18 protein-coding genes are annotated in these 21,882 nt (G+C 67.9%); 10 read left to right on the top strand and 8 right to left on the bottom strand.

What is annotated here, in order from left to right; genetic code table 11:
* Nucleotides 1-39 precede the first annotated feature (39 nt).
* On the bottom strand, nucleotides 40-909 hold the full coding sequence (gene phhA / locus AC0CH3_RS12240) for a phenylalanine 4-monooxygenase (RefSeq protein ID WP_354303994.1): 870 nt from the start codon (nucleotides 907-909) through the stop codon (nucleotides 40-42).
* 22 nt (nucleotides 910-931) lie between these two features.
* Here phhA and AC0CH3_RS12235 point away from each other — a divergent pair, with 22 nt between their 5' ends.
* The gene (locus AC0CH3_RS12235; RefSeq protein ID WP_354303992.1) at nucleotides 932-1,597 is read left to right on the top strand and encodes a TIGR02117 family protein; all 666 of its coding nucleotides are present in this window, start codon (nucleotides 932-934) and stop codon (nucleotides 1,595-1,597) included.
* Nucleotides 1,598-1,832: 235 nt separating this feature from the next.
* Here the strand turns inward: AC0CH3_RS12235 and AC0CH3_RS12230 are convergent, their stop codons facing one another.
* Nucleotides 1,833-2,111 (bottom strand): hypothetical protein, encoded by a 279-nt coding sequence (locus tag AC0CH3_RS12230; protein ID WP_056016705.1) that lies wholly within the window; start codon nucleotides 2,109-2,111, stop codon nucleotides 1,833-1,835.
* Nucleotides 2,112-3,113 (bottom strand): glycerophosphodiester phosphodiesterase, encoded by a 1,002-nt coding sequence (locus tag AC0CH3_RS12225; protein ID WP_354303990.1) that lies wholly within the window; start codon nucleotides 3,111-3,113, stop codon nucleotides 2,112-2,114.
* Between the two features lie 129 nt (nucleotides 3,114-3,242).
* Here AC0CH3_RS12225 and AC0CH3_RS12220 point away from each other — a divergent pair, with 129 nt between their 5' ends.
* From AC0CH3_RS12220 to AC0CH3_RS12195, 6 genes are all read left to right on the top strand, one after another.
* Nucleotides 3,243-3,806, top strand: a complete 564-nt coding sequence (locus AC0CH3_RS12220) for a 2Fe-2S iron-sulfur cluster-binding protein (protein ID WP_081877755.1) — start codon at nucleotides 3,243-3,245, stop codon at nucleotides 3,804-3,806.
* A complete protein-coding gene (locus AC0CH3_RS12215) occupies nucleotides 3,803-4,783 on the top strand; it encodes an FAD binding domain-containing protein (protein ID WP_107045283.1) in 981 nt (326 codons plus the stop codon). The genes AC0CH3_RS12220 and AC0CH3_RS12215 overlap by 4 nt, the downstream gene beginning before the upstream one ends.
* Nucleotides 4,784-4,785: 2 nt before the next feature.
* On the top strand, nucleotides 4,786-7,017 hold the full coding sequence (locus AC0CH3_RS12210) for a xanthine dehydrogenase family protein molybdopterin-binding subunit (protein WP_354303986.1): 2,232 nt from the start codon (nucleotides 4,786-4,788) through the stop codon (nucleotides 7,015-7,017).
* 224 nt (nucleotides 7,018-7,241) lie between these two features.
* Entirely contained in the window at nucleotides 7,242-9,446 is a 2,205-nt protein-coding gene (locus AC0CH3_RS12205; RefSeq protein ID WP_354303984.1) for a xanthine dehydrogenase family protein molybdopterin-binding subunit, read from the top strand.
* 46 nt (nucleotides 9,447-9,492) lie between these two features.
* On the top strand, nucleotides 9,493-10,416 hold the full coding sequence (locus tag AC0CH3_RS12200; RefSeq protein WP_056016717.1) for an XdhC family protein: 924 nt from the start codon (nucleotides 9,493-9,495) through the stop codon (nucleotides 10,414-10,416).
* A complete protein-coding gene (locus AC0CH3_RS12195; RefSeq protein ID WP_354303981.1) occupies nucleotides 10,403-11,020 on the top strand; it encodes a nucleotidyltransferase family protein in 618 nt (205 codons plus the stop codon). Before AC0CH3_RS12200 ends, AC0CH3_RS12195 begins: the two co-directional genes overlap by 14 nt.
* On the opposite strand, the gene AC0CH3_RS12190 is transcribed toward AC0CH3_RS12195, so the two are convergent.
* From AC0CH3_RS12190 to AC0CH3_RS12175, 4 genes are all read right to left on the bottom strand, one after another.
* Nucleotides 10,995-12,203 (bottom strand): ABC transporter permease, encoded by a 1,209-nt coding sequence (locus AC0CH3_RS12190; protein WP_056016722.1) that lies wholly within the window; start codon nucleotides 12,201-12,203, stop codon nucleotides 10,995-10,997. The genes AC0CH3_RS12195 and AC0CH3_RS12190 overlap by 26 nt on opposite strands.
* A gap of 196 nt (nucleotides 12,204-12,399) precedes the next feature.
* A complete protein-coding gene (locus tag AC0CH3_RS12185) occupies nucleotides 12,400-13,056 on the bottom strand; it encodes an ABC transporter ATP-binding protein (protein WP_156350207.1) in 657 nt (218 codons plus the stop codon).
* Between the two features lie 88 nt (nucleotides 13,057-13,144).
* Nucleotides 13,145-14,542, bottom strand: a complete 1,398-nt coding sequence (locus AC0CH3_RS12180) for an efflux RND transporter periplasmic adaptor subunit (RefSeq protein WP_354303979.1) — start codon at nucleotides 14,540-14,542, stop codon at nucleotides 13,145-13,147.
* Nucleotides 14,542-16,011: an efflux transporter outer membrane subunit gene (locus AC0CH3_RS12175; RefSeq protein ID WP_354303977.1), complete on the bottom strand. Its 1,470-nt coding sequence runs from the start codon at nucleotides 16,009-16,011 to the stop codon at nucleotides 14,542-14,544. The genes AC0CH3_RS12180 and AC0CH3_RS12175 overlap by 1 nt, the downstream gene beginning before the upstream one ends.
* A gap of 349 nt (nucleotides 16,012-16,360) precedes the next feature.
* Between AC0CH3_RS12175 and otsB the strand changes: the two genes are divergently transcribed.
* From otsB to AC0CH3_RS12160, 3 genes are read left to right on the top strand one after another with little or no spacing between them, the layout of a single operon-like run.
* Nucleotides 16,361-17,119 (top strand): trehalose-phosphatase, encoded by a 759-nt coding sequence (otsB, locus tag AC0CH3_RS12170; protein WP_354303975.1) that lies wholly within the window; start codon nucleotides 16,361-16,363, stop codon nucleotides 17,117-17,119.
* Nucleotides 17,119-18,945 carry a glycoside hydrolase family 15 protein gene (locus AC0CH3_RS12165; protein WP_333994804.1) on the top strand — a complete coding sequence of 609 codons (1,827 nt, stop codon included), beginning with the start codon at nucleotides 17,119-17,121 and terminating at the stop codon, nucleotides 18,943-18,945. Before otsB ends, AC0CH3_RS12165 begins: the two co-directional genes overlap by 1 nt.
* A complete protein-coding gene (locus AC0CH3_RS12160; protein WP_465237941.1) occupies nucleotides 18,942-20,330 on the top strand; it encodes an alpha,alpha-trehalose-phosphate synthase (UDP-forming) in 1,389 nt (462 codons plus the stop codon). Before AC0CH3_RS12165 ends, AC0CH3_RS12160 begins: the two co-directional genes overlap by 4 nt.
* 407 nt (nucleotides 20,331-20,737) lie before the next feature.
* Here the strand turns inward: AC0CH3_RS12160 and AC0CH3_RS12155 are convergent, their stop codons facing one another.
* Nucleotides 20,738-21,823, bottom strand: coding sequence for a mechanosensitive ion channel family protein (locus tag AC0CH3_RS12155; RefSeq protein ID WP_465237940.1), 1,086 nt, complete (start codon nucleotides 21,821-21,823; stop codon nucleotides 20,738-20,740).
* Nucleotides 21,824-21,882 lie beyond the last annotated feature (59 nt).

The raw sequence follows: 21,882 nt of genomic DNA, 5'->3' as shown, positions 1-21,882 counted from the left end.
CGGCCTTCGCCGGGGTGGGTATGGGGTTAGCGGGTGGGCTCAGGCCGCAGCCTTGGCCTTTGCATAATCCTGCGTGCCCTTCGTCAGCACGACGTCGCCAGGTTCGATCTGCGCGACGGGGATGTCGGGCAGCGCCTTCAGTTCTTCGTACAGCGGCGCGAAATCGGTCTCGACGGTCAGCCGGAGCAGTTCGTCGAAGCTCGGGATGACGAAGTAGTTCTGCTGGAAATCGTCGATCCGGTATTCGGTGCGCATGACGCGCGCGAGGTCGAGCGCGATGCGGTTGGGGCTGGGATCGTCGAGCGCGAACCGCGTTTCGGCAAAGCTCGAGACGATCCCCGAGCCGTAGATGCGCAGCCCCTCGGGCTCCGCGATCAGCCCGAACTCGACCGTATACCAGTAGAGCCGGCCGAGATATTTAAGCGCATCGAGCCCCAGCGCACGCTGTCCGCCGCGACCATAGGCCGCCAGATAGTCCGCGAAGACCGGGTCGGCGAGCATCGGTACGTGGCCGAACACGTCGTGGAAGACGTCGGGCTCCTGGAGATAGTCGAGCTGGTCGGGACGGCGGATGAAATTGCCCGCGACGAAGCGGCGATTGGCCATGTGATCGAAGAACACGTCGTCGGGGACGAGCCCGGGGACCGCGACGACCGACCAGCCGGTGAGCTTCATCAGCCGTTCGGACAGTTCCTCGAAATCGGGAATGCCGGGCTTCGACAGCTTGAGCACGTCGAGCCCGCGTAGCCACGCGTTCGACGCCCGACCGGGGAGCAGTTTCGACTGGCGCGCGAACAGCGTGTCCCACGTCGCATGGTCCTCGGCCGTATAGGCATCCCAGTTCTGCGGGATGGTCCAGTCGGGAGCGCCTTCCGGCGGCGTGCTCAGCACGTGCGTTTCTTCTAGCATGCGCATCGTCTAGCATGATGGAATGAAGACGGAAACGCGGGCCGCGCGCTGGAGTGTCCGCGTCGGTGCGGTGCTGCTGGCACTGGTGATGATCTATATCGGGACAGGGCTGGCCGGCGGGATGATCCCGGCCAATCGCGGCTGGCACGCGCCCCCGCGCGGCGTGCGGATCTTCGTCGAGAGCAACGGCGTGCACACCGGGATCATCGTGCCGAAGGTTGCCGCCGGGATCGACTGGCGCGCCTTCGCCCGCCCCGGCGACCTGCGCGACCCGCGTTATGCCGCGCAGGATCACCTCGCGATCGGCTGGGGGGAGAAGGCCTTCTTTCTCGAGACGCCGACCTGGGCGGACGTCAAGCTGCGGACGATCGTCGGCTCGGCGGTCGGCAGCGACGACGTCCTGCTCCACGTCGAGCATCTCGCCGCGCCGACGCCCGGCGGCGATGTGCGCGCGGTAATGCTCAGCGAGGCTGAGTATCGGCGGCTTGCGGGGTTCATCGCGGCGACGATCCGGCTGGGGGGGCGGTCCTATCCGGGGTATGACGCCTATGATGCGTTCTACGACGCGCGCGGGCATTACAGCGCGGTGGCGACGTGCAACGCATGGACGGGGGACGCGCTGCGGTTCGCCGGAGTGCGGGTCGGGTGGTGGACGCCGTTTCCGGCGACGGTGATGTGGTGGTTCTGACAGCGCGTGTTCGCGGTGGAAGGCAGGAGCACAGGAATGGCGGCGCAGACTGCCCTCTTACCCCCTGCGCCTTCGCCGCGATGGTGCGGGCCATCGGCACTGCGCGGGTGTGCGGACCGCCTGCCCCTCCCCCGTCATCCTGGGCTTGACCCAGGATCCAGGGTCGCGGGGGCGGTGCATGGGGCTCTGGGTCCTGACTTTCGTCAGGATGACGACAGACGAGCGTGCGGCCGCGTCAATAGCCTGCGCGGTAGCCTTGGTACTGGCCGCATTCGCCGCGCCGCGGGTCCTTCTTGCAGCGTTTGGCGAGCTCCTTGCGCTGCTTGCCCTCCTCGGCCTCCTGCTTGCGCATCTTGCGGCCATAGTTTCGGTCTGATTCCTCTTGGCTGGTCGTCGTCCAGTCGACCGCCTTGCCCGCGACCTGGAACGGCGCCTTCACGATCGACGTCGCGGTGCTGATGCAGCCCCCCGTCATCAGGGGCAGGATCGCCAGAACGGGAAGAACCTTACGCATCTACTTCACTCCTGCGCGCAGCCGGTCGCGCGCCTGCGCACCGTATAGCGGAAAATCGGTGAAGAATCCGTCGATACCTTGTGCCAGCCCGGCGTCGATCTCCGCGGCGATGTCGCCATGCGCGGCGGGGTCGGCGCCGCGGCGAAAGCGGTCGGGTTCGAACATGTTTTCCGCACGATAGGTCCAGGGGTGGACGCGCAGCCCCGCCGCATGCGCGTTCGCGACGAGCGGCGACGGCGTGGCGCGCGCCCACAACATCGCCTTGTTCGGGCCGATGCCATACGCATAGGCCGCGACCGCCTTCAGCCCCACGGGCGTGATCATCGCCGCATAGCTCGGCTGCGCGCCATCGGCGGGGCCGCCCTCGCCGTCGATCAGCTGGATCAGCCGGATTTTCGTGATCGTGTGGAGCCGCTGGAGGTTCTTCACCTCGAACGACTGGATGAAGACCGGCGCGGTGGCATAATCCCACCCCGCCTCGCGCAGTTCGGCGACCAGCTTGACGTCGGTCGGATGGCCAATGCCGGCGAAATAGGTCGGGTGCTTGGTCTCGGGATAGATGCCGATCGTCCGCCCCGTCTCGGCCGAGCGCCGCTTGGCGAGCGCGATGATCTCGGCGAGCGTCGGGATCTCGAACCGGCCGTCATAGGCGGTGTTGGCGGGGCGCAGCTTGGGCAGCCGCTCCTTCGCGCGCAACGTCTTCAGCTCGGCGAGCGTGAAGTCCTCGACGAACCAGCCGGTGATCGTCTGCCCGTCGATCGTCTTGCTGGTCTTGCGGCCGGCGAATTCGGGATGATCGGCGACGTTGGTGGTGTCGGCGATCGCGTTCTCGTGCCGCGCGACGAGCACATCGTCCTTCGTCGGGACGAGGTCGGGCTCGATGAAATCGGCGCCCTGCTCGATCGCGAGGTCATAGGCCGCCAGCGTATGCTCGGGACGCAGCCCGCTCGCGCCGCGATGGGCGATCACGATGGGCGCAGGATCTGGGTTTTTCGGTGTCATCGCAACAGATTGCCCGCCCGCGATGCCAAGCACCAGCGCCGCGATCCGTGAGAGCCAATCGCAATAGGAAACCATTCGGCGCATCGGCGTTCAGTCCTCATATTTCCCGGATCCAGAAGGGGCGACCCCATGCATTTCACGATCAATGGTCAATCATATGACGCCGAGCCCGATATTCGCACCTCGGTGCTCGACCTGTGCCGCGAGCATCTCGGCCTCACCGGCTCGAAAAAGGGCTGCGACCACGGCCAGTGCGGCGCGTGCACCGTCCTGATCAACGGCCGCCGCGTCAATTCCTGCCTGACGCTCGCGGTCATGCACCAGGATGACGAGATCACGACGATCGAGGGTCTCGGCCAACCGGGCAACCTCCACGCGCTGCAGGACGCGTTCGTCCGGCATGACGGCTATCAGTGCGGCTATTGCACGCCGGGCCAGATCTGCTCGGCGGTCGGCATGCTCGACGAGGTCAAGAAGGGCTGGGCCAGCCATGCGTCGGGCGACCTGACCGATCCCAAGTTCGACGATGCCGAGATTTCGGAGCGGATGAGCGGCAATCTGTGCCGTTGCGCCGCCTATCCGAACATCGTCGATGCGATCCGCGAAGTCGGCGACACCGCGCCCAAGGGCCGGTCCGCGGATGAGAAGGACGCCGCGATGGACGCCGACGCGCGCGGGGAGCTGGTAGCATGAAGACCTTCACCTATGAAAAACCCGCGACCCCCGAGGCCGCGGTCAAGGACGCCGGCACGACCGGTGCCCGCTTCATCGCGGGCGGGACCAACCTGCTCGACTTGATGAAGCTGCAGGTCGAGACGCCCGACACGCTCGTCGACATCAGCCGCCTCGATCTCGCGAAGATCGAGGAGCGCGAGGACGGCGGGCTGACGATCGGTGCGCTCGTGCCGAACAGCGACCTCGCCGCCGACCGCCGCGTCGTCGCGAAGTATGAGGTGCTGAGCCGCGCCCTGCTCGCGGGCGCATCGGGCCAGCTGCGCAACAAGGCGTCGACCGGGGGCAACATGCTCCAGCGGACGCGCTGCTATTATTTCTACGACACCGCCGCCGCGTGCAACAAGCGCGAGCCCGGCAGCGGCTGTTCGGCGATCGGCGGCTTCAACCGCATCCTCGCGGTGCTCGGCACCAGCGAGCAGTGCATCGCGACGCATCCGAGCGACATGGCGGTCGCGATGCGCGCGCTCGACGCGACGATCGTGACCTTGAAGGCGGACGGCGATCGCCGGCGCATCTCGGTCCACGAATTCTACCGCCTGCCGGGGTCGACGCCCGAGATCGAGACCGTGCTCGAGACGGGTGAGCTGATCACGCATATCGAGCTGCCCGCGCCGCCCAAGGGCAAGCAGGCCTATCGCAAGGTGCGTGACCGTGCGTCCTACGCCTTTGCGCTCGTCTCGGTCGCGGCCGTGGTCGACGTACAGGACGGCGTGATCGCGTCCGCCTCGCTCGCGTTCGGCGGGCTCGGGCCGATGCCGTGGCGCAATCCGGCGGTCGAGGCCGCCTTGGTCGGCAAGGCGCCGTCGGACGAGGCCTTCGAGGCCGCGGCGACCGCATTGCTCGCCGATGCCAAGGGCTATGGCTCGAACGACTTCAAGATCCCCCTCGCGCGTCGCACGCTTATCGCGACGCTGCGCACCGTAACGGGAGCATAAACATGTTCGGTTTTGGAACCACAAACAGCCTGACGATGGACAAGCCGCATCCGGACAGTCTTCTGGATACGGGCGTCCAGGGCGTCATCGGCAAGCCGCTCGACCGCATCGACGGTCCGCTGAAGGTCAGCGGCACCGCGACCTATGCGGCGGAATATCAGTTCGACGACATGGCGTACGGCGTACTCGTCGGCACGAAGATCTCCGCGGGCAAGGTCGTGTCGATCGACGTCGACGCGGTGAAGAGCATCCCCGGCGTGCTCGACGTCGTCACCGATTTCGACCAGTTCATCCGCGTGTCCGCACAGGGCGGCGCGACCGATGCACCGACTCAGGGCGTCAAGGACATCGCGTTCTTCGGCCAGATCGTCGCGATCGTGCTCGCCGAGAGCTTCGAGGTCGCGCGCGATGCGGCGGCCCGCCTGCCGATCGTCTATGACGAGGCGGAGGGCCAGTATGACTTCGCCGCGCACCGCGACGAGACGCGGACGCCCCCCGACGATGCCGCCCCTGCGCATTTCAAGCAGGGCGATGTCGACACGGCGATGGCCGATGCGGCGGTGACGGTCGATTCGACCTATGTCACGCCGAGCCAGAACTCGGCGGCGATGGAGCCGCATGCCTCGACCGCGGTGTGGGAAGAGGACGGCTCGCTGACGCTGTACGGCGCCTATCAGATGCCGACGTCGGACGCGCAGCAGCTGGCGAAGTCGCTCGGCCTGTCGGCGAAGAAGGTCCGGATCGTCGCGCGCTATATCGGCGGCGGGTTCGGGTCGAAGCTCGGCATCGCGCCCGAGAGCGTCGCGGCGGCGATCGCCGCGAAGCAGCTCGGCCGTCCGGTCAAGGCGGTCATGTCGCGCCCGCAGGTGTTCGAGGCGACCGTGCGTCGCTCGAACACCGAGCAGCGCGTCCGGCTCGCGGCCAATGCCGAGGGCAAGCTGACCGCGATCGGGCACGAGACGCTCGCGTCGAACCAGTCGACCGAGGATTATTTCGAGCCCGCCGGCATCGGCACGCACCTGCTCTACGGCGGTGAGAACCGGTTGATCACGCATGAGCTGGTCGACGTGAACCTCGTCCTGTCGGGCTCGATGCGCGCGCCGGGCGAGGCTGTCGGGATGCTCGCGCTCGAGGGCGCGATGGACGAGCTCGCCGAAAAGCTCGACATGGACCCGATCGAGCTGCGCAAGCGCAACGATCCGCGGATCGATCCGGAGAAGGACGTCCCCTATTCGTCGCGCAACCTGACCCGCGCGCTCGACGAGGGTGCGGCCCGGTTCGGCTGGGACAAGCGCCAGAAGGCCGGCACGCGCCGCGAGGGCGAGTGGCTGATCGGCATGGGCGTCGCCTCGGCCGTCCGCGGCAACATGATGATGGAATCGTCCGCCAAGGTCGAGATCCATCCCGACGGCACCGCAACCGTGTCCTCGGCGATGACCGATATCGGCACGGGCAGCTACACGATCCTCGCGCAGATCGCGTCGGAGATCCTGGGCATCCCGGTCGCCAACATCACGATGTCGCTGGGCGATACCAATGATCCCCCCGCGGCAGGTTCGGGCGGGTCCTGGGGCGCGGCCTCGTCGGGGACCGCGGTCTATCTCGCCTGCGAGATGCTGCGCGGCAAGATCGCCAAGGCGATGGGCGTCGACGAGGACGGCCTGACGCTCAAGGACGGGAACGCGATCGGCGACAACCGCTCGACCCCGATCGGCGAGCTGGTCGGCAAGGGCCTCGAGGCGACCGGGCATATCAAGCCGGGCAAGCAGGAGAAGGAGACGTCGCAGGCAGGCTTCGGTGCGCATTTCGCCGAGGTCGCGGTCAACGTCATCACCGGTGAGACGCGCGTGCGGCGGATGCTCGGGTCGTTCGCGGCGGGGCGTGTGCTCAACGCGAAGACCGCGCGGTCGCAGTGCCTCGGCGGCATGACCTTCGGGATCGGCACAGCGCTGACCGAGGACCTGATCCACGACACGCGCACCGGCAAGCTGGTGAACCACGATCTCGGCGAATATCACGTGCCGGCCAATGCGGACGTGCCGCAGATGGACGTGCACTTCGTCGACGAGCGCGACATCCATGCGAACCCGATCCACGCGAAGGGGATCGGCGAGCTGGGGATTTCGGGCGCGGGCGCCGCGGTGGCGAACGCGGTGTATAACGCCACCGGGATCCGCGTGCGCGAGTTCCCGATCACGCTCGACAAGCTGCTGGACCAGCTCCCCGCAGTCTGAGGACCGGCTGTCGTCAGGTAGCGACTACTCCGATCGGATAATACTTCCCCGGCGGAGGCCGGGGCCCAATTGGAAAGGCCTTGATAACGACGTGACGAGCGTCGTTATTGCCGTCCCCCGATTGGGCCCCGGCCTTCGCCGGGGTGGTATTGGGTGATCGGCAACGCCCCTCGTCAAACGTACCGCCCGCCCCTATCTTTCGCACTTCACCCGAGGATGCCAGAATGAACGAACACGTGATGGATGCGGCGTTTCGGCCGGCGGGGCTTGGCCGTGCGAAGCAGGGCGTTCTCGGGCTTGGGCTGGACCGGATCGAAGGCCCCGCAAAGGTCACCGGCGTTGCGGATTACGCGTATGAGGGCACGCCCGAGCGCATCGCCTATGCCGCGATCGTCGGTACGCCCGTCGGCAGCGGACGGATCCTCGGGATCGACGTCAGCGCCGCCGAGGCGCTGCCCGGCGTGATTGCCGTCATCCACGACGATCCGCGCATGCCTGCCGGCGAGTCCAACTCGCGCGCGATGCCGCTGTGCGATACCGACGTCATCCTCCACCTTGGCCAGCCCGTCGCGATCGTCGTCGCGGAGGACCAGGCGATCGCGCGCGACGCCGCCGCGCTGGTCGTGGTCCGGACCGAAGCGGGCGAGGACCGGTTCGACGTCGAGGCCCAGCCGGTCGATACCAAGCCCGAGATCGGCTTCCTCCCACCGATCGACAAGGGCGATCTCGACGCGGTGATGGCCGGTGCGGCGGTGACGTTCGACCAGACCTACACGACCCCCGTACACTTTCCCGCCGCGCTCGAACCGCATGCGACGACCGCCTTGTGGGAGAACGGAAAGCTCACCGTCCGCTCGAGCAACCAGGTGATCGGCGGCGCGCGCAAGACCATCGCCAAGGCGCTCAAGATCGACGCGGACTCGGTGCGCGTGCTCGCGCCCTATGTCGGCGGCGGGTTCGGCGGGAAGACGGGCGTCGGCGCGGAGGCGATCCTCGCGGCGATCGCGGCGGAGGTCGTCGGGCGGCCGGTGAAGATCGCGCTGCCGCGCCGGCAGACCGCGTACATGGTTCACCACCGCTCGCACACCACGCAGCGGATCCGGATCGCGGCGGACGAGGACGGCGTCATCCTCGGCATGGGCCACGAGAGCGTCGTCGCGCAGAACGACGATGGTGAGTTCCTCGAGCCGGTGCCGTTCGGGACGTTGCCGCTGTACCGGGGCGAAGCGCGGCGGTTCAAGACCGACCTCGTCCGCGTCGACCTGCCCGCGAGCGGTGCGGTCCGCGCGCCGGGCGAGGCGGTCGGCACTTTCGGCGTCGAATGCGCGATGGACGAGCTGGCCGAGCAGCTCGGGATCGATCCGGTCGAGTTGCGGCGCCGCAACGAGCCCGAGACCGATCCGGTGAGCGGCAAGCCCTTCTCCACGCGGCGGATGCTCGATTGCTACGAGCAGGGTGCCAAGCGGTTCGGCTGGCCCGCCACTTTGCCCGCGCCGGGATCGGTGCGCGAGGGCGAGTGGCTGATCGGGATCGGCATGGCGGCGAGCCTGCGCGGCAACTTCACCGTCGAGGCGCAGGCGCGCGTGCGGCTGGAGGCGGATGGCCGCGCGACGGTCGAGTGCGACATGACCGATATCGGCACGGGGACGTACACGATCCTCGCGCAGACCGCGGGCGAGATGCTCGGGTTGCCGGTGGCCGATATCAACGTGCGGCTGGGCGATACCGATTTCCCGCCGAGCGCTGGCTCTGGCGGGTCGTTCGGCGCAGGAAGTGCCGCGTCCGCGGTGATGCTCGCGTGCGAGGACATCCTTGGCGAACTCGCGCTGCGGATGAATGCGGCGCCCGAAGAGCTGAGCCTGCACGATGGCTGCGTGAGTGCGGGCGGGCGGCAGGTGGCGCTCGCCGATCTCGTCCGCGGCGAGCCCATCGTGGCGATGGGCAAGACCGGGCCGGGCAAGGAGAGCAAGCGCACCAGCCAGGCGAGCCACGGCGCGCACTTCGTCGAGGTCGCGGTCAACGCGGTGACGGGCGAGACGCGCGTGCGGCGGATGCTCGGCGTGTTCGATGTCGGCCGCGTGCTCAACCGCAAGACCGCGACGAGCCAGGTCACCGGCGGGATGGCGTGGGGAATCGCCTATGCGCTCAGCGAAGAAGGCATCGTCGACACGCGGACGGGCGCGTTCGTGAACCCCGATTTCGGCGAATATCATGTCGCGGTGAACGCCGACATTCCGCAGCTCGAGGTGCATTTCATCGAGGAGATCGACGACTCCGCCAACCCGGCCGGCGCCAAGGGGGTCGGAGAGCTCGGCATCTCGGGCGCGGGCGCGGCGGTGGCGAACGCAATCTACAACGCGACCGGGGTGCGGGTACGCGACTTCCCGGTGACGCTCGACAAGCTGCTCGAGGGCTTGCCCGCGATATAAAGTCTGTTCCCACGCCGAGGCGGAGGAACGAGAAGAGAGAGAAGACATGGCCGAGAACGATAGCGTGATTGCCGCCGCCAAGGCGTGGAAGGGCGAGAAGATGGCGATCGCCACGGTCGTCTCGACCTGGGGATCCGCGCCGCGACCCAAGGGGAGCCACATGCTCGTCCACGCCGATGGCCGGTTCGAGGGATCGGTGTCGGGCGGCTGCGTCGAGAGCGACATCCTCGCCACCGCCGCCGAGGTGATCGCGGGCGCGCCGTTCCAGGTCCGCAACTACGGCGTCGCCGATGCAGCAGCCTGGGAAGTCGGGCTGCCGTGCGGCGGCGAGATCGCAGTGATGGTGCAGCCCGTCTCGGCCGAGGGGTTCGATCCCGAACTGTTCGACCGGATCGCCGATGCGCGCGACCAGGGCGATGCGCTGACCGTCTCAACCGACCTCAAGACCGGGCACAGCGACGCGCGACCGCTCGAGACGGGCGAGGTCTTCCTTAATCGCTACGACCCGCCGCGGCGGCTGCTGATCGTCGGCGCGGTGCAGATCGCGCAGGCGCTGGTCGGGCTCGCGCGCGAGCTCGGCATCGCCACCGTCGTGATCGATCCGCGCGCACGGTTCCTGACGGACGAACGGTTTCCGGGCGTCACGCTCGACGATCGCTGGCCCGACGAGGCGATCGCGGCGTACCGACCGGGTCCGTCGACCGCGGTCGTCACGCTGAGCCACGACATCAAGATTGACGACCCCGCGCTGATCGCCGCGCTTGCGAGCGACGCCGCCTATGTCGGCGCGCTCGGCAGCCGCAAGAGCCATGCGGCGCGGCGCGAGCGGCTTGCATCGGAGGGCGTTACGGCCGAGGCTATCGACCGGATCGATGCGCCGGTCGGAGTCGATATCGGCGCGATCGGGCCATCGGAAATCGCGCTGTCGATCGCGGCGGCGATGATCGGAGCGTTCCATGATCGCGGCTGAAGACGTCGTCCTCATCCTGCTCGCCGCCGGGCGGTCCGAGCGGTTCGGCATCCCGAACAAGCTCGAGGTGCCGTTCCTCAACAAGCCGCTCGGGTTGCACGTCGTCACCGCGTTCGAGAACATCCCGTTCAAGCGGCGGCTGGCGGTCACTGACGGGTGCAAGCTCGACTTCATCAGCGAGCGGTTCGAGATCGTCCACAATGACGACGCCGCCTCGGGCATGTCGCAATCGGTCAAGCTGGGCGTGCAGCGTGCGAAGGACGACGGCGCCGCGGCGGTGCTGATCGCGCTCGCCGACATGCCGCGCGTCACCGCGGCGCATGTCTACCGCATGCTCGATGCCGCCGACAGCGCGGACGCGGTGGTCGCGTCGAGCGATGGCGAGAAGCCGAGCCCGCCTGCGCTGTTCGGGCGCGGGCGGTTCGATTTCCTGCTGACTCTCGACGGCGATGCGGGCGCGCGCGATCTGGTGAAGGCGGGGCGCCACGTCGTCACCGCGCCCGCCGAGCTGATCGACATCGACACGCCCGAGGATCTGGAGCGGCTGCAGGCGCTCGTCCACGATCCCCGCGCGGCGATCACTCGTGCCTTAACGCGTCGATAGGGTTCATCGCCGCGGCGCGACGTGCGGGGAAATAGCCGAACACGACGCCGATCACCGCGGAGATCGCGAACGCGAAGATGTTGATCTCGGGCACGAAGATCCACTGCACCTTGATCAGCGGCGCGATGACCGCGATCGCGAGCTGCGCGATGACGAGCCCGACAAGGCCGCCGAGGCACGACAGCACGATCGCCTCGACGAGGAACTGCAACAGCACCTCGCGCGCGACCGCACCGATCGCGAGGCGGATGCCGATCTCGCGCGTCCGCTCGGTCACCGACACCAGCATGATGTTCATGATCCCGATCCCGCCGACGACCAGGCTGATCCCCGCGACCGCGGCGACGATCCCGGTCAGCAGCGTCGTCGTGCCCGTCAGCGTGTCCGAGATCTGCTTGGTATCGAAGATGTTGAAATCATCTTCCTTGCCGCCGGTAATCGTCCGGCGCTCGCGCAGCAGGTCGGTGATCGACGCCTGAACCGTCGCGGTCGAGAATTTCTGGTCGACGCCCACCAGCATCAGGCGGATGTCGCGGTTGCCGGTGAAACGCCGCTGGACCGCCTTGAGCGGCATGATGACGACGTCGTCCTGATCGCCGCCAAAGCCCGCCTGCCCGCGCGTCGACAGCACGCCGATCACGTCGCAGCTGATCGCGCCGATCCGCATGCGGAGGCCCACCGCGTCCCCGCCGCGGAACAGGTTGGTACGCACCGTATTGCCGATGATGCACACCGCCTTGCCCGACGCCTCCTCGAGCGGGGTGAAGATCCGCCCGGTCGCGAGCGGCCAGGGCTGGACCTGGAAATAGGCGCTGGTGGTGCCGTTGATCGTCGTCGACCAGTTCGCGCCCTCGTAGATCGCGGTCGCGGTCGCCTGCGCCTGCGGCGCGACCGCGGTGACGCCGGTGACCTGGTTGGCGATCGCCTCGACATCCTCGGGCTTGAAGTCGGGCGGACGCGGCCCGCCACCACCGCGGCCGAAGCCCTGGCCCGGACGTATCTGGAGGATGTTGGTGCCAAGCGCGGAGATCGACTGCTGCACCGCCGCGGTGGTCGCCTTGCCGAGCGTGACCATCGTGACGACCGCGCCGACGCCGATGACGATGCCGAGAATGGTCAGGAACGACCGCAGCAGATGCCGCCGGATCGACCGCAGCGCGAGCGAGAGCGTGGTGCCGAACATCAGCGGATCATCCCGACGCCGTGGTCATGTCGGACCTGCCCGAAAGACCGGCCACAAAGGCTCGTCATCCCCGCGCAGGCGGGGATCCAGATGCTCAAGGGCCCGGGGTCTTGCCGCGACGCTCGCCCGTCTGGATTCCCGCCTGCGCGGGAATGACGGTGTCGGGCGGCTCCGTGCCTCTGAAGTGGGAGGGACATCACGACTCCACCCTCTCGCCCTGGCGATGCTGGCTTTCGATGCGTTCCACCAGGCCGTCCCTGAAATGCACGACGGTGCGCGCGAACGCGGCCATGTCGGGTTCGTGCGTGACCATCAGCACGGTGATCCCCTGCTCCGCGTTGAGCCGCGTCAGCAGCTGCATGATCTCGACCGAGCGTTCGCTGTCGAGGTTGCCGGTCGGCTCGTCCGCAAGCAGCACGTCGGGGCTGGTCACCAGCGCGCGCGCGATTGCCACGCGCTGCTGCTGGCCGCCCGACAGCTCGGCGGGCGTGTGGTCCCACCAGTCGGCGAGCCCGACCGTGTCGAGGCTCGCCATCGCCGCCGCGCGCCGCGCGCGCTTCTCGTCGCCGCGATAGAGCAGCGGGAGCTCGACATTCTCGAGCGCCGACGTCCGGCTCAGCAGGTTGAACCCCTGGAAGACGAACCCGAGATACTTCCGCCGGAGCAGTGCGCGCTGGTCGCGGTCGAGCGTTTCGACATGGTGCCCGCGGAACAGGAAGGTCCCGTCGCTCGGCACGTCGAGGCAGCCGAGGATGTTCATCGTCGTCGACTTGCCCGACCCCGACGGCCCCATCACCGCGACGAAATCGCCCGCCGCGATGTCGAGGTCGACGCCTTTGAGCGCCTGGAACATCGTTGCGCCCTGCCCGTACGTCTTGGTGACGCCGCGCAGCGAGATGAGCGCCGGCGGGCCGTCCGGGCCCGCGGCGATGATGGGGGCGTTACTGGCCACCGCCCCCACCCTTGCTTGCGCCGCCCGAGCGACGGCCGCCGCCACTACCGCCGCCACCGCGCTTGGTCGCGTCGTCGCCGCTCGCGAGCTGGCCGGTGATCACCTGTGCGCCAGGCTGGAGATTGCCCGACAGGACCTCGGTCATCGTGCCGTTGGTGTCACCGGTGGTGATCTGGACGGGCTGCGGCGTACCGTCCGCACCCTTGATGTAGATCGTCTGCTGCGCACCGCGGCCGAGCGTCGCGGTCCGCTCGGCGCCGCCGCCGCGACGCGGGCGGAAGGTCAGCGACCCGGCGATCCCGCCGCCCGAATCCCCCGTCGTCGTCGTCGGCTTGAAGCGAAGCGCGGCGTTCGGGACGAGCAGCACGCGCTGCTTGTCCGACGTCACGATGTCCGCGGTCGCGGTCATCCCGGGGCGCAGCGTCAGCGTCGGGTTGGCGACGGTGAGATCGGCAGCATAGGACACCACCTGCCCGGTCGTCGCGGTCGTGCCGGTCGTCGAGGACGACGCGGTCGCCGCGCTGACGGTCAGGTTCGAACCAAGATCGACGCGCGTGATCGTCGCGGGGAAGGTCTGGCCGGGGAACGCATCGACGGTGAAGTTCGCGCGCTGGCCGATCTTGACCTCGCCGACGTCCGCCTCGTCGATCGCGACCTCGAGCTTCATCTTGGTGAGGTCCTCGGCGATCACGAACAGCGTCGGCGTGTTGAACGACGACGCGACGGTCTGGCCCGGATCGATCTGCCGCGCGAGCACGACGCCCGTCACCGGCGAGCGGATGATCGCCCGCGCGCGCTGCGTCTGGTTCTGCGCCAGCGCGGCGCGGCTGGCGACGACATTGGCCTCGGCGACCTTCTGCGCGGCGAGCGCACGCTGGAAGTCGGCGCGTCCTGCCTGCAATTCGGTCTTCGACGGGACGCGGCCGCCCGACAGCCGTGCGACCTCCTCGAGACGGTTGAGCTGCGCGCGCGACTCGGCGACGGTCGCCTGCGCCTGATTGACCTGCGCCTGGTTCGCCGCGAGCTGGGCGCTGGTCTGGCGGATCTGGTCGTCGAGCTGCTCGGGATCGATCAGCGCGAGCGGCTGGCCCGCGACGACGCGGTCGTTGACGTCGACCACGACCTTCGTGACGAGCCCCGAAAGCTGCGACCCGACGGTGACCTGCGTGGTCGGTGCGAGCTTGCCCGTCGCCGAGACGGTGACGGTCAGATTGCCGCGACGCGCGGGCGCGGTCGAATATTGCGTCTGCTCCTTGGCGCCGAAACAGCGCGCGAGGAGCAGGCACAGCAGCACCACGCCGATCGCGATCGCGACCCATTTGATATAGCGTTTCCAGGGGGCCTGCGGCTTCACGCCGAGAAAGTCGTCGATCGTTGCGTCGGCCATCAGCGTGCCTCTGAAGATGCCGGGGCGCGAACCGGCGCTTCCGGAATGGTCGTGGAATCCCAGCCGCCGCCCAGCGCCGCGTACAGCGCGATCAGCGCGGTCGCGGCGTCGGCACGCGCCTGGGTGGCGCCGTTCCGCGCCGACAACAGCGCGATTTCCTGCTGGTTGAGCGTCGTGAAATCGGTCAGCCCGGTGCGGTACTGGCTGCGGCTGAGGATCGCGGAATTGTTCGCGGCATCGAGCGCGATCGCAAACTGCCGCTCGCGTTCCTGCGCCGTTTGCAGCGCGACGACCGCGTTCTCGACGTCCTCAAGCGCGGTGAGGATCGTCGCGCGGTAGAAGGCGAACGCGCCATCGGTGGCCGCCTCGCTCGTACGCACCTGGCTGCGCAACCGCCCGCCATTGAAGATCGCCTGCGTCAGCCCCGCGAACAGCCCGCCGGTGATCGCATCGCCGATATTGCCGATCGAGGTCGCGTTGGTGTTGATGTTGCCGGTGATCGCGAGCGCGGGATACAACTGCGCCTTGGCGACGCCGATCCGCGCGGTCGCCGCGGCGAGCGCGCGTTCGGCGGAGCGCACGTCGGGACGCTGACGCAGCGTATCGCCGGGAATCCCCACGCCGACCGCCGCGGGACCGACGGGGATCGCCTTTGCGGGTGCCATCAGGGTGCGCAACGCGCCCGGCGCCTGCCCCGTCAGCACGCCGATCCGCGCGACGGCGGCGGCATATTGCTGGTCGAGATTGGGGATCGTCGCGGCGGTCTGCGCGCGCTGCGACCGCGCCTGTTCGCTGTCGAGGCTGGAGACCAGCCCCGCCTGGACGCGGAACCCGGCGATCTCGAGATTGTCGTCCTGGATGGTCAGCGACGCGCGCGCATTGGCGAGCTGTCCCTGGTACAACCGCGCGAGCACGTAATTGCGCGCGACCTCGCTCTCGACCGAGATCAGCACGGTGGCATAGTCGAACCCCGATGCGGCATAGTCCGCGCGGCTCGCCTCGATCGTCCGGCGGATCTCGCCGAACACGCCGACCTGGTAGCTTGCGCTCGCGCCCAGCGTGAAACTGTTCGTCCCGCCGCCGCCGGTGTCGACGACGGTTCCGTCGGGCAGCGTGAACGACCGCCCGCCGCCGCGCAGATTTTCATTGCGCTGATACCCGCCCGACCCGCTGAGCGTCGGCAGCAGCGACGCGCGGTTCTGGATCAGGCTCTCGCGCGCCTGACGGAGGCGCGCGACGCTCTGCGCGATGTCGAGATTGGTCGCCGCCGCCTGCTCGACGAGCTGCCCAAGCACCGGGTCGTCGAACCGCTGCCACCAGCGCGTCAGGTCTTCCGGGGTGGTGACCGGGGTCACCGAATAGGCATCGGGAACGCCCAGCTCGGCCGCGGCCTGAGGGTGATAGTCCGGCCCTACCGAGCAGCCGGCGAGCAAGACGGGCGCAACAAGAAAGGAACGGACGCGTAACATGGTCGGCAGGAATGGCGGGCGGTCGGGGGGTAGTCCAGCGCTTTTGTGTCGCGAAGTGTCGCAGGCGAGAACGGGTGCGTCGTCCGCTCTCCGCGGATTGGCATCGTGCAGGCTGGATCCGGATTACAGGCCGCAGGCGTTGCGTGTGGGACCCTGGGTCCTGACTTTCGTCAGGATGACGGAAGAAGGGGGCCGCAGACCGTGATTCTTGGCGGTGGCGGACGAGGACAGCAATCCATGGCAGCGACGGCGGCGGCGAATGCCGCTACGGAGAGCGCCAATCGAACCGCTCCCGTTCCAATTTTGCGTTGCAGCGGAACGGAGCGTGACTGCCAGGGGTTAGACGACCATGCTTGCCGAACGCCAGCCCGCGACTGATATCCTCGCAGCCCCGCCGCTCGTGCTCGACGCAGCCAGTCTCTTCTTCGATTTCGACGGAACACTCGTCGATCTGGCGGCGACGCCCGACGCGGTGGTGGTCGAGCGGATGCTGCTCGACCAGCTCGACCGGCTCGCCGCGCGGTTTCCCGGGCGCGTGTCGATCATCAGCGGGCGCTCGATCGCACAGCTCGACGCAATGCTCGGCGATCATGCAGCCCGCTTCGCGGTGGCCGGGAGCCACGGCGCCGAGCGGCGCACGCCCGAGGACGGTCATGTCGCCGCAGCGCGCCCGCCTGCGCTCGAGCGTGCCGCGGTGCTGCTGCGCGACTTCGCGGATCGCAACGGGCTGGTCTATGAGGCCAAGACGCTTGGTGCGGGGCTGCACTATCGACAGGACCCCGCGTTCGAGGCCGAGGCCGTCGCGCTGGCCGAGATGCTCGCGCAGACGCATGGCCTGACGCTCCAGCGCGGCAAGATGATGGTCGAGCTGCGCACCGCCGGGGACAAGGGCGCCGCGCTGCGCACGCTGATCGCGGCACCGGGAATGGCGGGCACCACGCCGTTCTTCTTCGGCGACGACGTCACCGACGAGGACGGGTTCGAGGCGGCACGCGATCTCGGCGGTGCCGGAATCCTGATCGGCGAGCCCCGCCCTACCGCTGCCACCTATCGTCTCGACGACGTCGCCGCGCTTCGCGGCTGGATCGCCGCCATATTGGAATCATGATGACCGTCTCCCCCGACCCCGCCACACCCGTCGATCTCCGCGCGAGCACCGCGGACATGAACCTCTGGCCGATCGGCAATTGCCAGGTCTCGGCGCTGATCGACCGGACGGGCCGGTTCGTCTGGGGCTGCGTCCCGCGTGTCGACGGCGACCCGGCGTTCTGCGCGCTGCTCGGCGGCGATGCCCCCGAGACGGGGTTCTGGTCGATCGAGCTCGAGGGCGTCACCAGGACGACCCAGGCCTATATCCGCAACACGCCGATCCTCGTCACGCGGCACGAGGATGCCGCGGGGAACGCGGTCGAGGTCACCGACTTCTGTCCGCGGTTCGTGCGCGACGAGCGGACCTATCGGCCGACGAGCTTCGTCCGGATCGTCCGGCCGGTCGCCGGATCCCCACGGATCCGCATCCGCCTGCGCGTCGCGACCAACTGGGGGCACGCCACCGACCATACGCAGGGGTCGAACCATATCCGCTTCTTGATGGACGACCAGACGCTCCGGCTGACGACCGATGCGCCGGTCGGGCATATCGTCGACGAGCGGTGGTTCCGGCTCGAACGCCCGATGTACATGTTCCTAGGGCCCGACGAGAGCTTTGCCGGCGTGCTGCACGAGGCGGCCGAGGCGATGCTCGCACGCACGCGGGACGAGTGGCGCCACTGGGTGCGCGGGCTCGCGACCCCGGTCGAATGGCAGGACGTCGTCATCCGCGCCGCGATCACGCTGAAACTGTGCCAGCACGAGGAGACCGGCGCGATCGTCGCCGCGCTCACCACCTCGATCCCCGAGCATGAGGGGTCGGAGCGCAACTGGGACTATCGCTACTGCTGGATCCGCGACGCCTATTACACGGTCCAGGCGCTCAACCGCCTGGGAGCGCTCGACGTGCTCGAGGGGTATCTCGAATATCTGCGCAACATCGTCGATGCGTCGAAGGGCGGGCATGTCCAGCCGCTCTACGGCGTCGGCGGCGAGGCGACTTTGGTCGAACGCGTCGCGCCCGCGCTGCCCGGGTACCGAGGCATGGGGCCGGTGCGCGTCGGCAACCAGGCCTATGAGCAGATCCAGCACGACGCGTACGGCCAGATCATCCTGTCCGACGTCCAGGCGTTCTTCGACCAGCGGCTGTTCCGCATGTCGAGCGCGGAGGACTTCAAGAGCCTCGAGCTGGTCGGCGACCGCGCGTGGGAAACCTATGACAAGCCCGATGCGGGGCTGTGGGAGCTGCGCACCAAGGCGCATGTCCACACCTATTCCGCGGCGATGTGCTGGGCGGCGTGCGACCGGCTCGCCAATGCGGCAGGCGTGCTCGGGCTCGAGGATCGCCGGGCATTCTGGAACGCGCGTGCGGACACGATCCGCGCGACGATCGAGAAGGCCGCGTGGCGCGAGGATACGCAGCGTATCTCCGCGACGTTCGGCGGCGACGATCTCGACGCAAGCCTGATCCAACTGCTCGACCTGCGGTTCTTCGCGCCCGACGATCCGCGGTTCCAGTCGACGCTCAAGGCGGTCGAGGAGGGTCTGCGGCGCGGCAGCCACATGCTGCGCTATGCGACCGAGGATGATTTCGGCCTGCCGCATACCGCGTTCAACGTCTGTACCTTCTGGCTGATCGAGGCGCTGCACGCGACCGGCCGCACCGCCGATGCCTGCGCGCTGTTCGCCGAGATGGTCGCACGCCGCACGCCCGCGGGGCTGCTCTCCGAGGATATCGATCCCAACACGGGCGAGCTGTGGGGGAATTATCCGCAAACCTATTCGCTGGTGGGATTGATCAACTGCGCGGTCCTGCTCAGCAAGCCCTGGAGCGCCGTACGATGAGCCGCCTGGTCGTCATTTCCAATCGTGTCCAATCGGTCGATGCCCCCTCGGGCAACCAGGGCGGGCTCGCGGTAGCGCTGCTCGCGGCGCTCCGCGAAAAGGGCGGCGTGTGGTTCGGCTGGTCGGGTGAGACCACAGAGACCTTCACCGGGCATATCAATTTCCAGCAGGGCAAGGGCGTCACCACCGCGACGATCGACCTCGAGGAACAGGATTTCGACGAATATTATAACGGCTATGCGAACCGGACTTTGTGGCCGCTGTTCCATTACCGGATCGACCTGACCGAGTTCGAACGCGATTTCTCGAGCGGCTATGCGCGCGTCAACACGCGCTTTGCCGAGACGGTGCTGCCGCTGATCGAACCCGACGATCTCGTCTGGGTGCATGATTATCATCACGTGCCGCTGGGGCGCGAGCTTCGCAAGCTGGGGGTCGAGAACAAGATCGGCTTCTTCCTCCACATCCCGTGGCCGCCGATGGCGATGCTGCTGTCGCTGCCGAGCCACCGCGCGCTCGTCGAATCGATGTTCGCGTACGACGTGGTCGGGTTCCAGACGCAGGACTGGCTCGACAGCTTCCTGCATTACGTGACCAGCCAGCTCGACGGCGTGGTCGGCGAGGATGGCTGGGTGACGGTCGGCGATCGCACGATCAAGGCGATCACCACACCGATTGGGATCGAAACCGCGGATTTCGAGAAGTCCGCCAGCAGCAACGCCGCGCGGCACGCCAAGGAGCGGATGTACATGTCCGCGACCGGGCGCAGCCTGATCGTCGGCGTCGACCGGCTCGATTACTCGAAGGGTCTGGCCGAGCGGTTTTCGGGCTATGAGCGCTTCCTCGCGTCGCACCCCGATCACCGCGGGCTGGTCTACATGCTCCAGATCGCGCCGCCCTCGCGCGAGAAGGTCGACACCTATCAGGAGATCCGCGCGAATCTCGATTCGATGTCGGGGCGGATCAATGGCGAGTTTTCGGACATCGACTGGACGCCGATCCGCTATGTGAACCAGGGCTTCCCGCGCGACGTGCTTGCGGGGATCTACCGTGCGGCGCGCGTCGGGCTGGTGACGCCGCTTCGCGACGGGATGAACCTCGTCGCGAAGGAATATGTCGCGGCGCAGGATCCCGAGGATCCCGGCGTGCTGATCCTGTCGCAGTTCGCGGGGGCCGCAGCGCAGCTGACCGACGCGGTGCTGGTCAATCCGTACAGCCCCGAGGAGATGGCCGACGCGATCGCGCGCTCGCTCAAGATGCCGCTCGCGGAACGCAAGGCGCGGTGGGAAAAGCTGATCGACAACGTCCGCCGCGAGGACGTGATGTGGTGGTGTGAACTGTTCATCACCGCGCTCGAGGACGCGCCTGAGCATGCTGAGGCGTAACAGGTTGTCGTCATCCTGACGAACGTCAGGACCCAGGGCCACACAGCGCAGCACCCGTGACCCTGGGCCCTGACTTTCGTCAGGGTGACGGAGTAGGTAGGATGCAGCGTTGTTGCGCATTCGCCGTTGCGGATAATCAATTGCCCCACGCACCGCCGTCATCCTGACGAAAGTCAGGATCCAGAGCCACATAGCGCGACGTTCGTGACTCTGGGCCCTGACTTTCGTCAGGGTGACGGACGGGAGGGGTACGGCGACCATGCACATTCGCCGTGGCGGATTATCAGTTGCCTCCACACACTGCCGTCATCCTGACGAACGTCAGGACCCAGAGCCACACAGCGCGGCGTTCGTGACCCTGGGCCCTGACTTTCGTCAGGGTGACGGGTGCCCGCGCCGCCCCAGCGTCACGACGCGACGCCGCGCACGGGGTCCGGCGCCATCAGCAAACGGCCGCGCGGCATCGCCTCGGGCATCTCCTGCGCAATATACGCCAGCATCGCCTCGCGCACGTCGCAGCGCAGGTCGAACGCAACCGACGCGTTCTTGGCGGTCATCAGCGCGCGGAGTTCGACCGCGTCGGCCTTCACGTCGGTCACCTGGAGGTTGAAGAACCGTCCGTCCCAGCGCGGGTTGGCCTTGACCACCTCGGCGAGCTTCTCGCGCAGCCGGGGTACGTCGGTCGACGGATCGACATACCAGAACACCGATCCCATCAGCTGGCTCGTCTCGCGCGTCCAGTTCTGGAAACTCTGCTCGAGGAACTTCGAGACGGGGACGACGAGGCGGCGCTCGTCCCAGATCTTGATTACCACGAACGTCAGGTTGATCTGCTCGACCCGCCCCCATTCGCCGTCGACGATCAGCACGTCGTCGAGCCGGATCGGCTCGGTGAACGCCATCTGCACGCCGGCGATCAGGTTCTTCAGCGCAGGCTGCGCGGCGGCACCGACGACGAGGCCGGCGATACCCGCGGATGCCATCAGCGTCACGCCGATCGAGCGGATGCCCGGCACGCTCAGCAGCATCAGACAGACGCTGATGAAGATGATGAAGAACGTCCCGATCCGCCCGAGGATCGCCGCGCGCGTCCGCTTGCGCCTGGCGCGGAGATTGTCCTCGACGGTGATGTCCGAGCGGATCTCGATCACGTCCTGGAACGCACGCAGCGCGGCGACGGCGAGCCAGCCGAGCAGCGCGGGGACGAGGAAGCCGAGGATCTGCTTCCACAATTCCTCGATATCGTCGTCCATCGGCAGGATCCGCGCGACGAACGCGACGCTGACCGCGACGAACACCGCGCGCAGCGGCCGGCGAACGCGCGCGAGGACAAGCCCGTCGGTCTTCGCGGTCGACCGCCGCTGCGCATGGCCCGCGATCCGCATCGTCAGCCAGTGCGCGACCAGCGCGAACACGACCGCCGCCGACACGACGGCGACGCTTTCCAGCCAGACCCATTCGGGCGGTATGTGGAGCGATCTGAATATGCGCATCAAGGCGCAACGGTGCGGCTGCGGGGATGTTCCGCTGCGGTGCAGCATGGGGCGACGAG

Source organism: Sphingomonas sp. AC449 (assembly GCF_979253475.1).
This window is presented reverse-complemented; position numbering and strand designations above follow the sequence as displayed.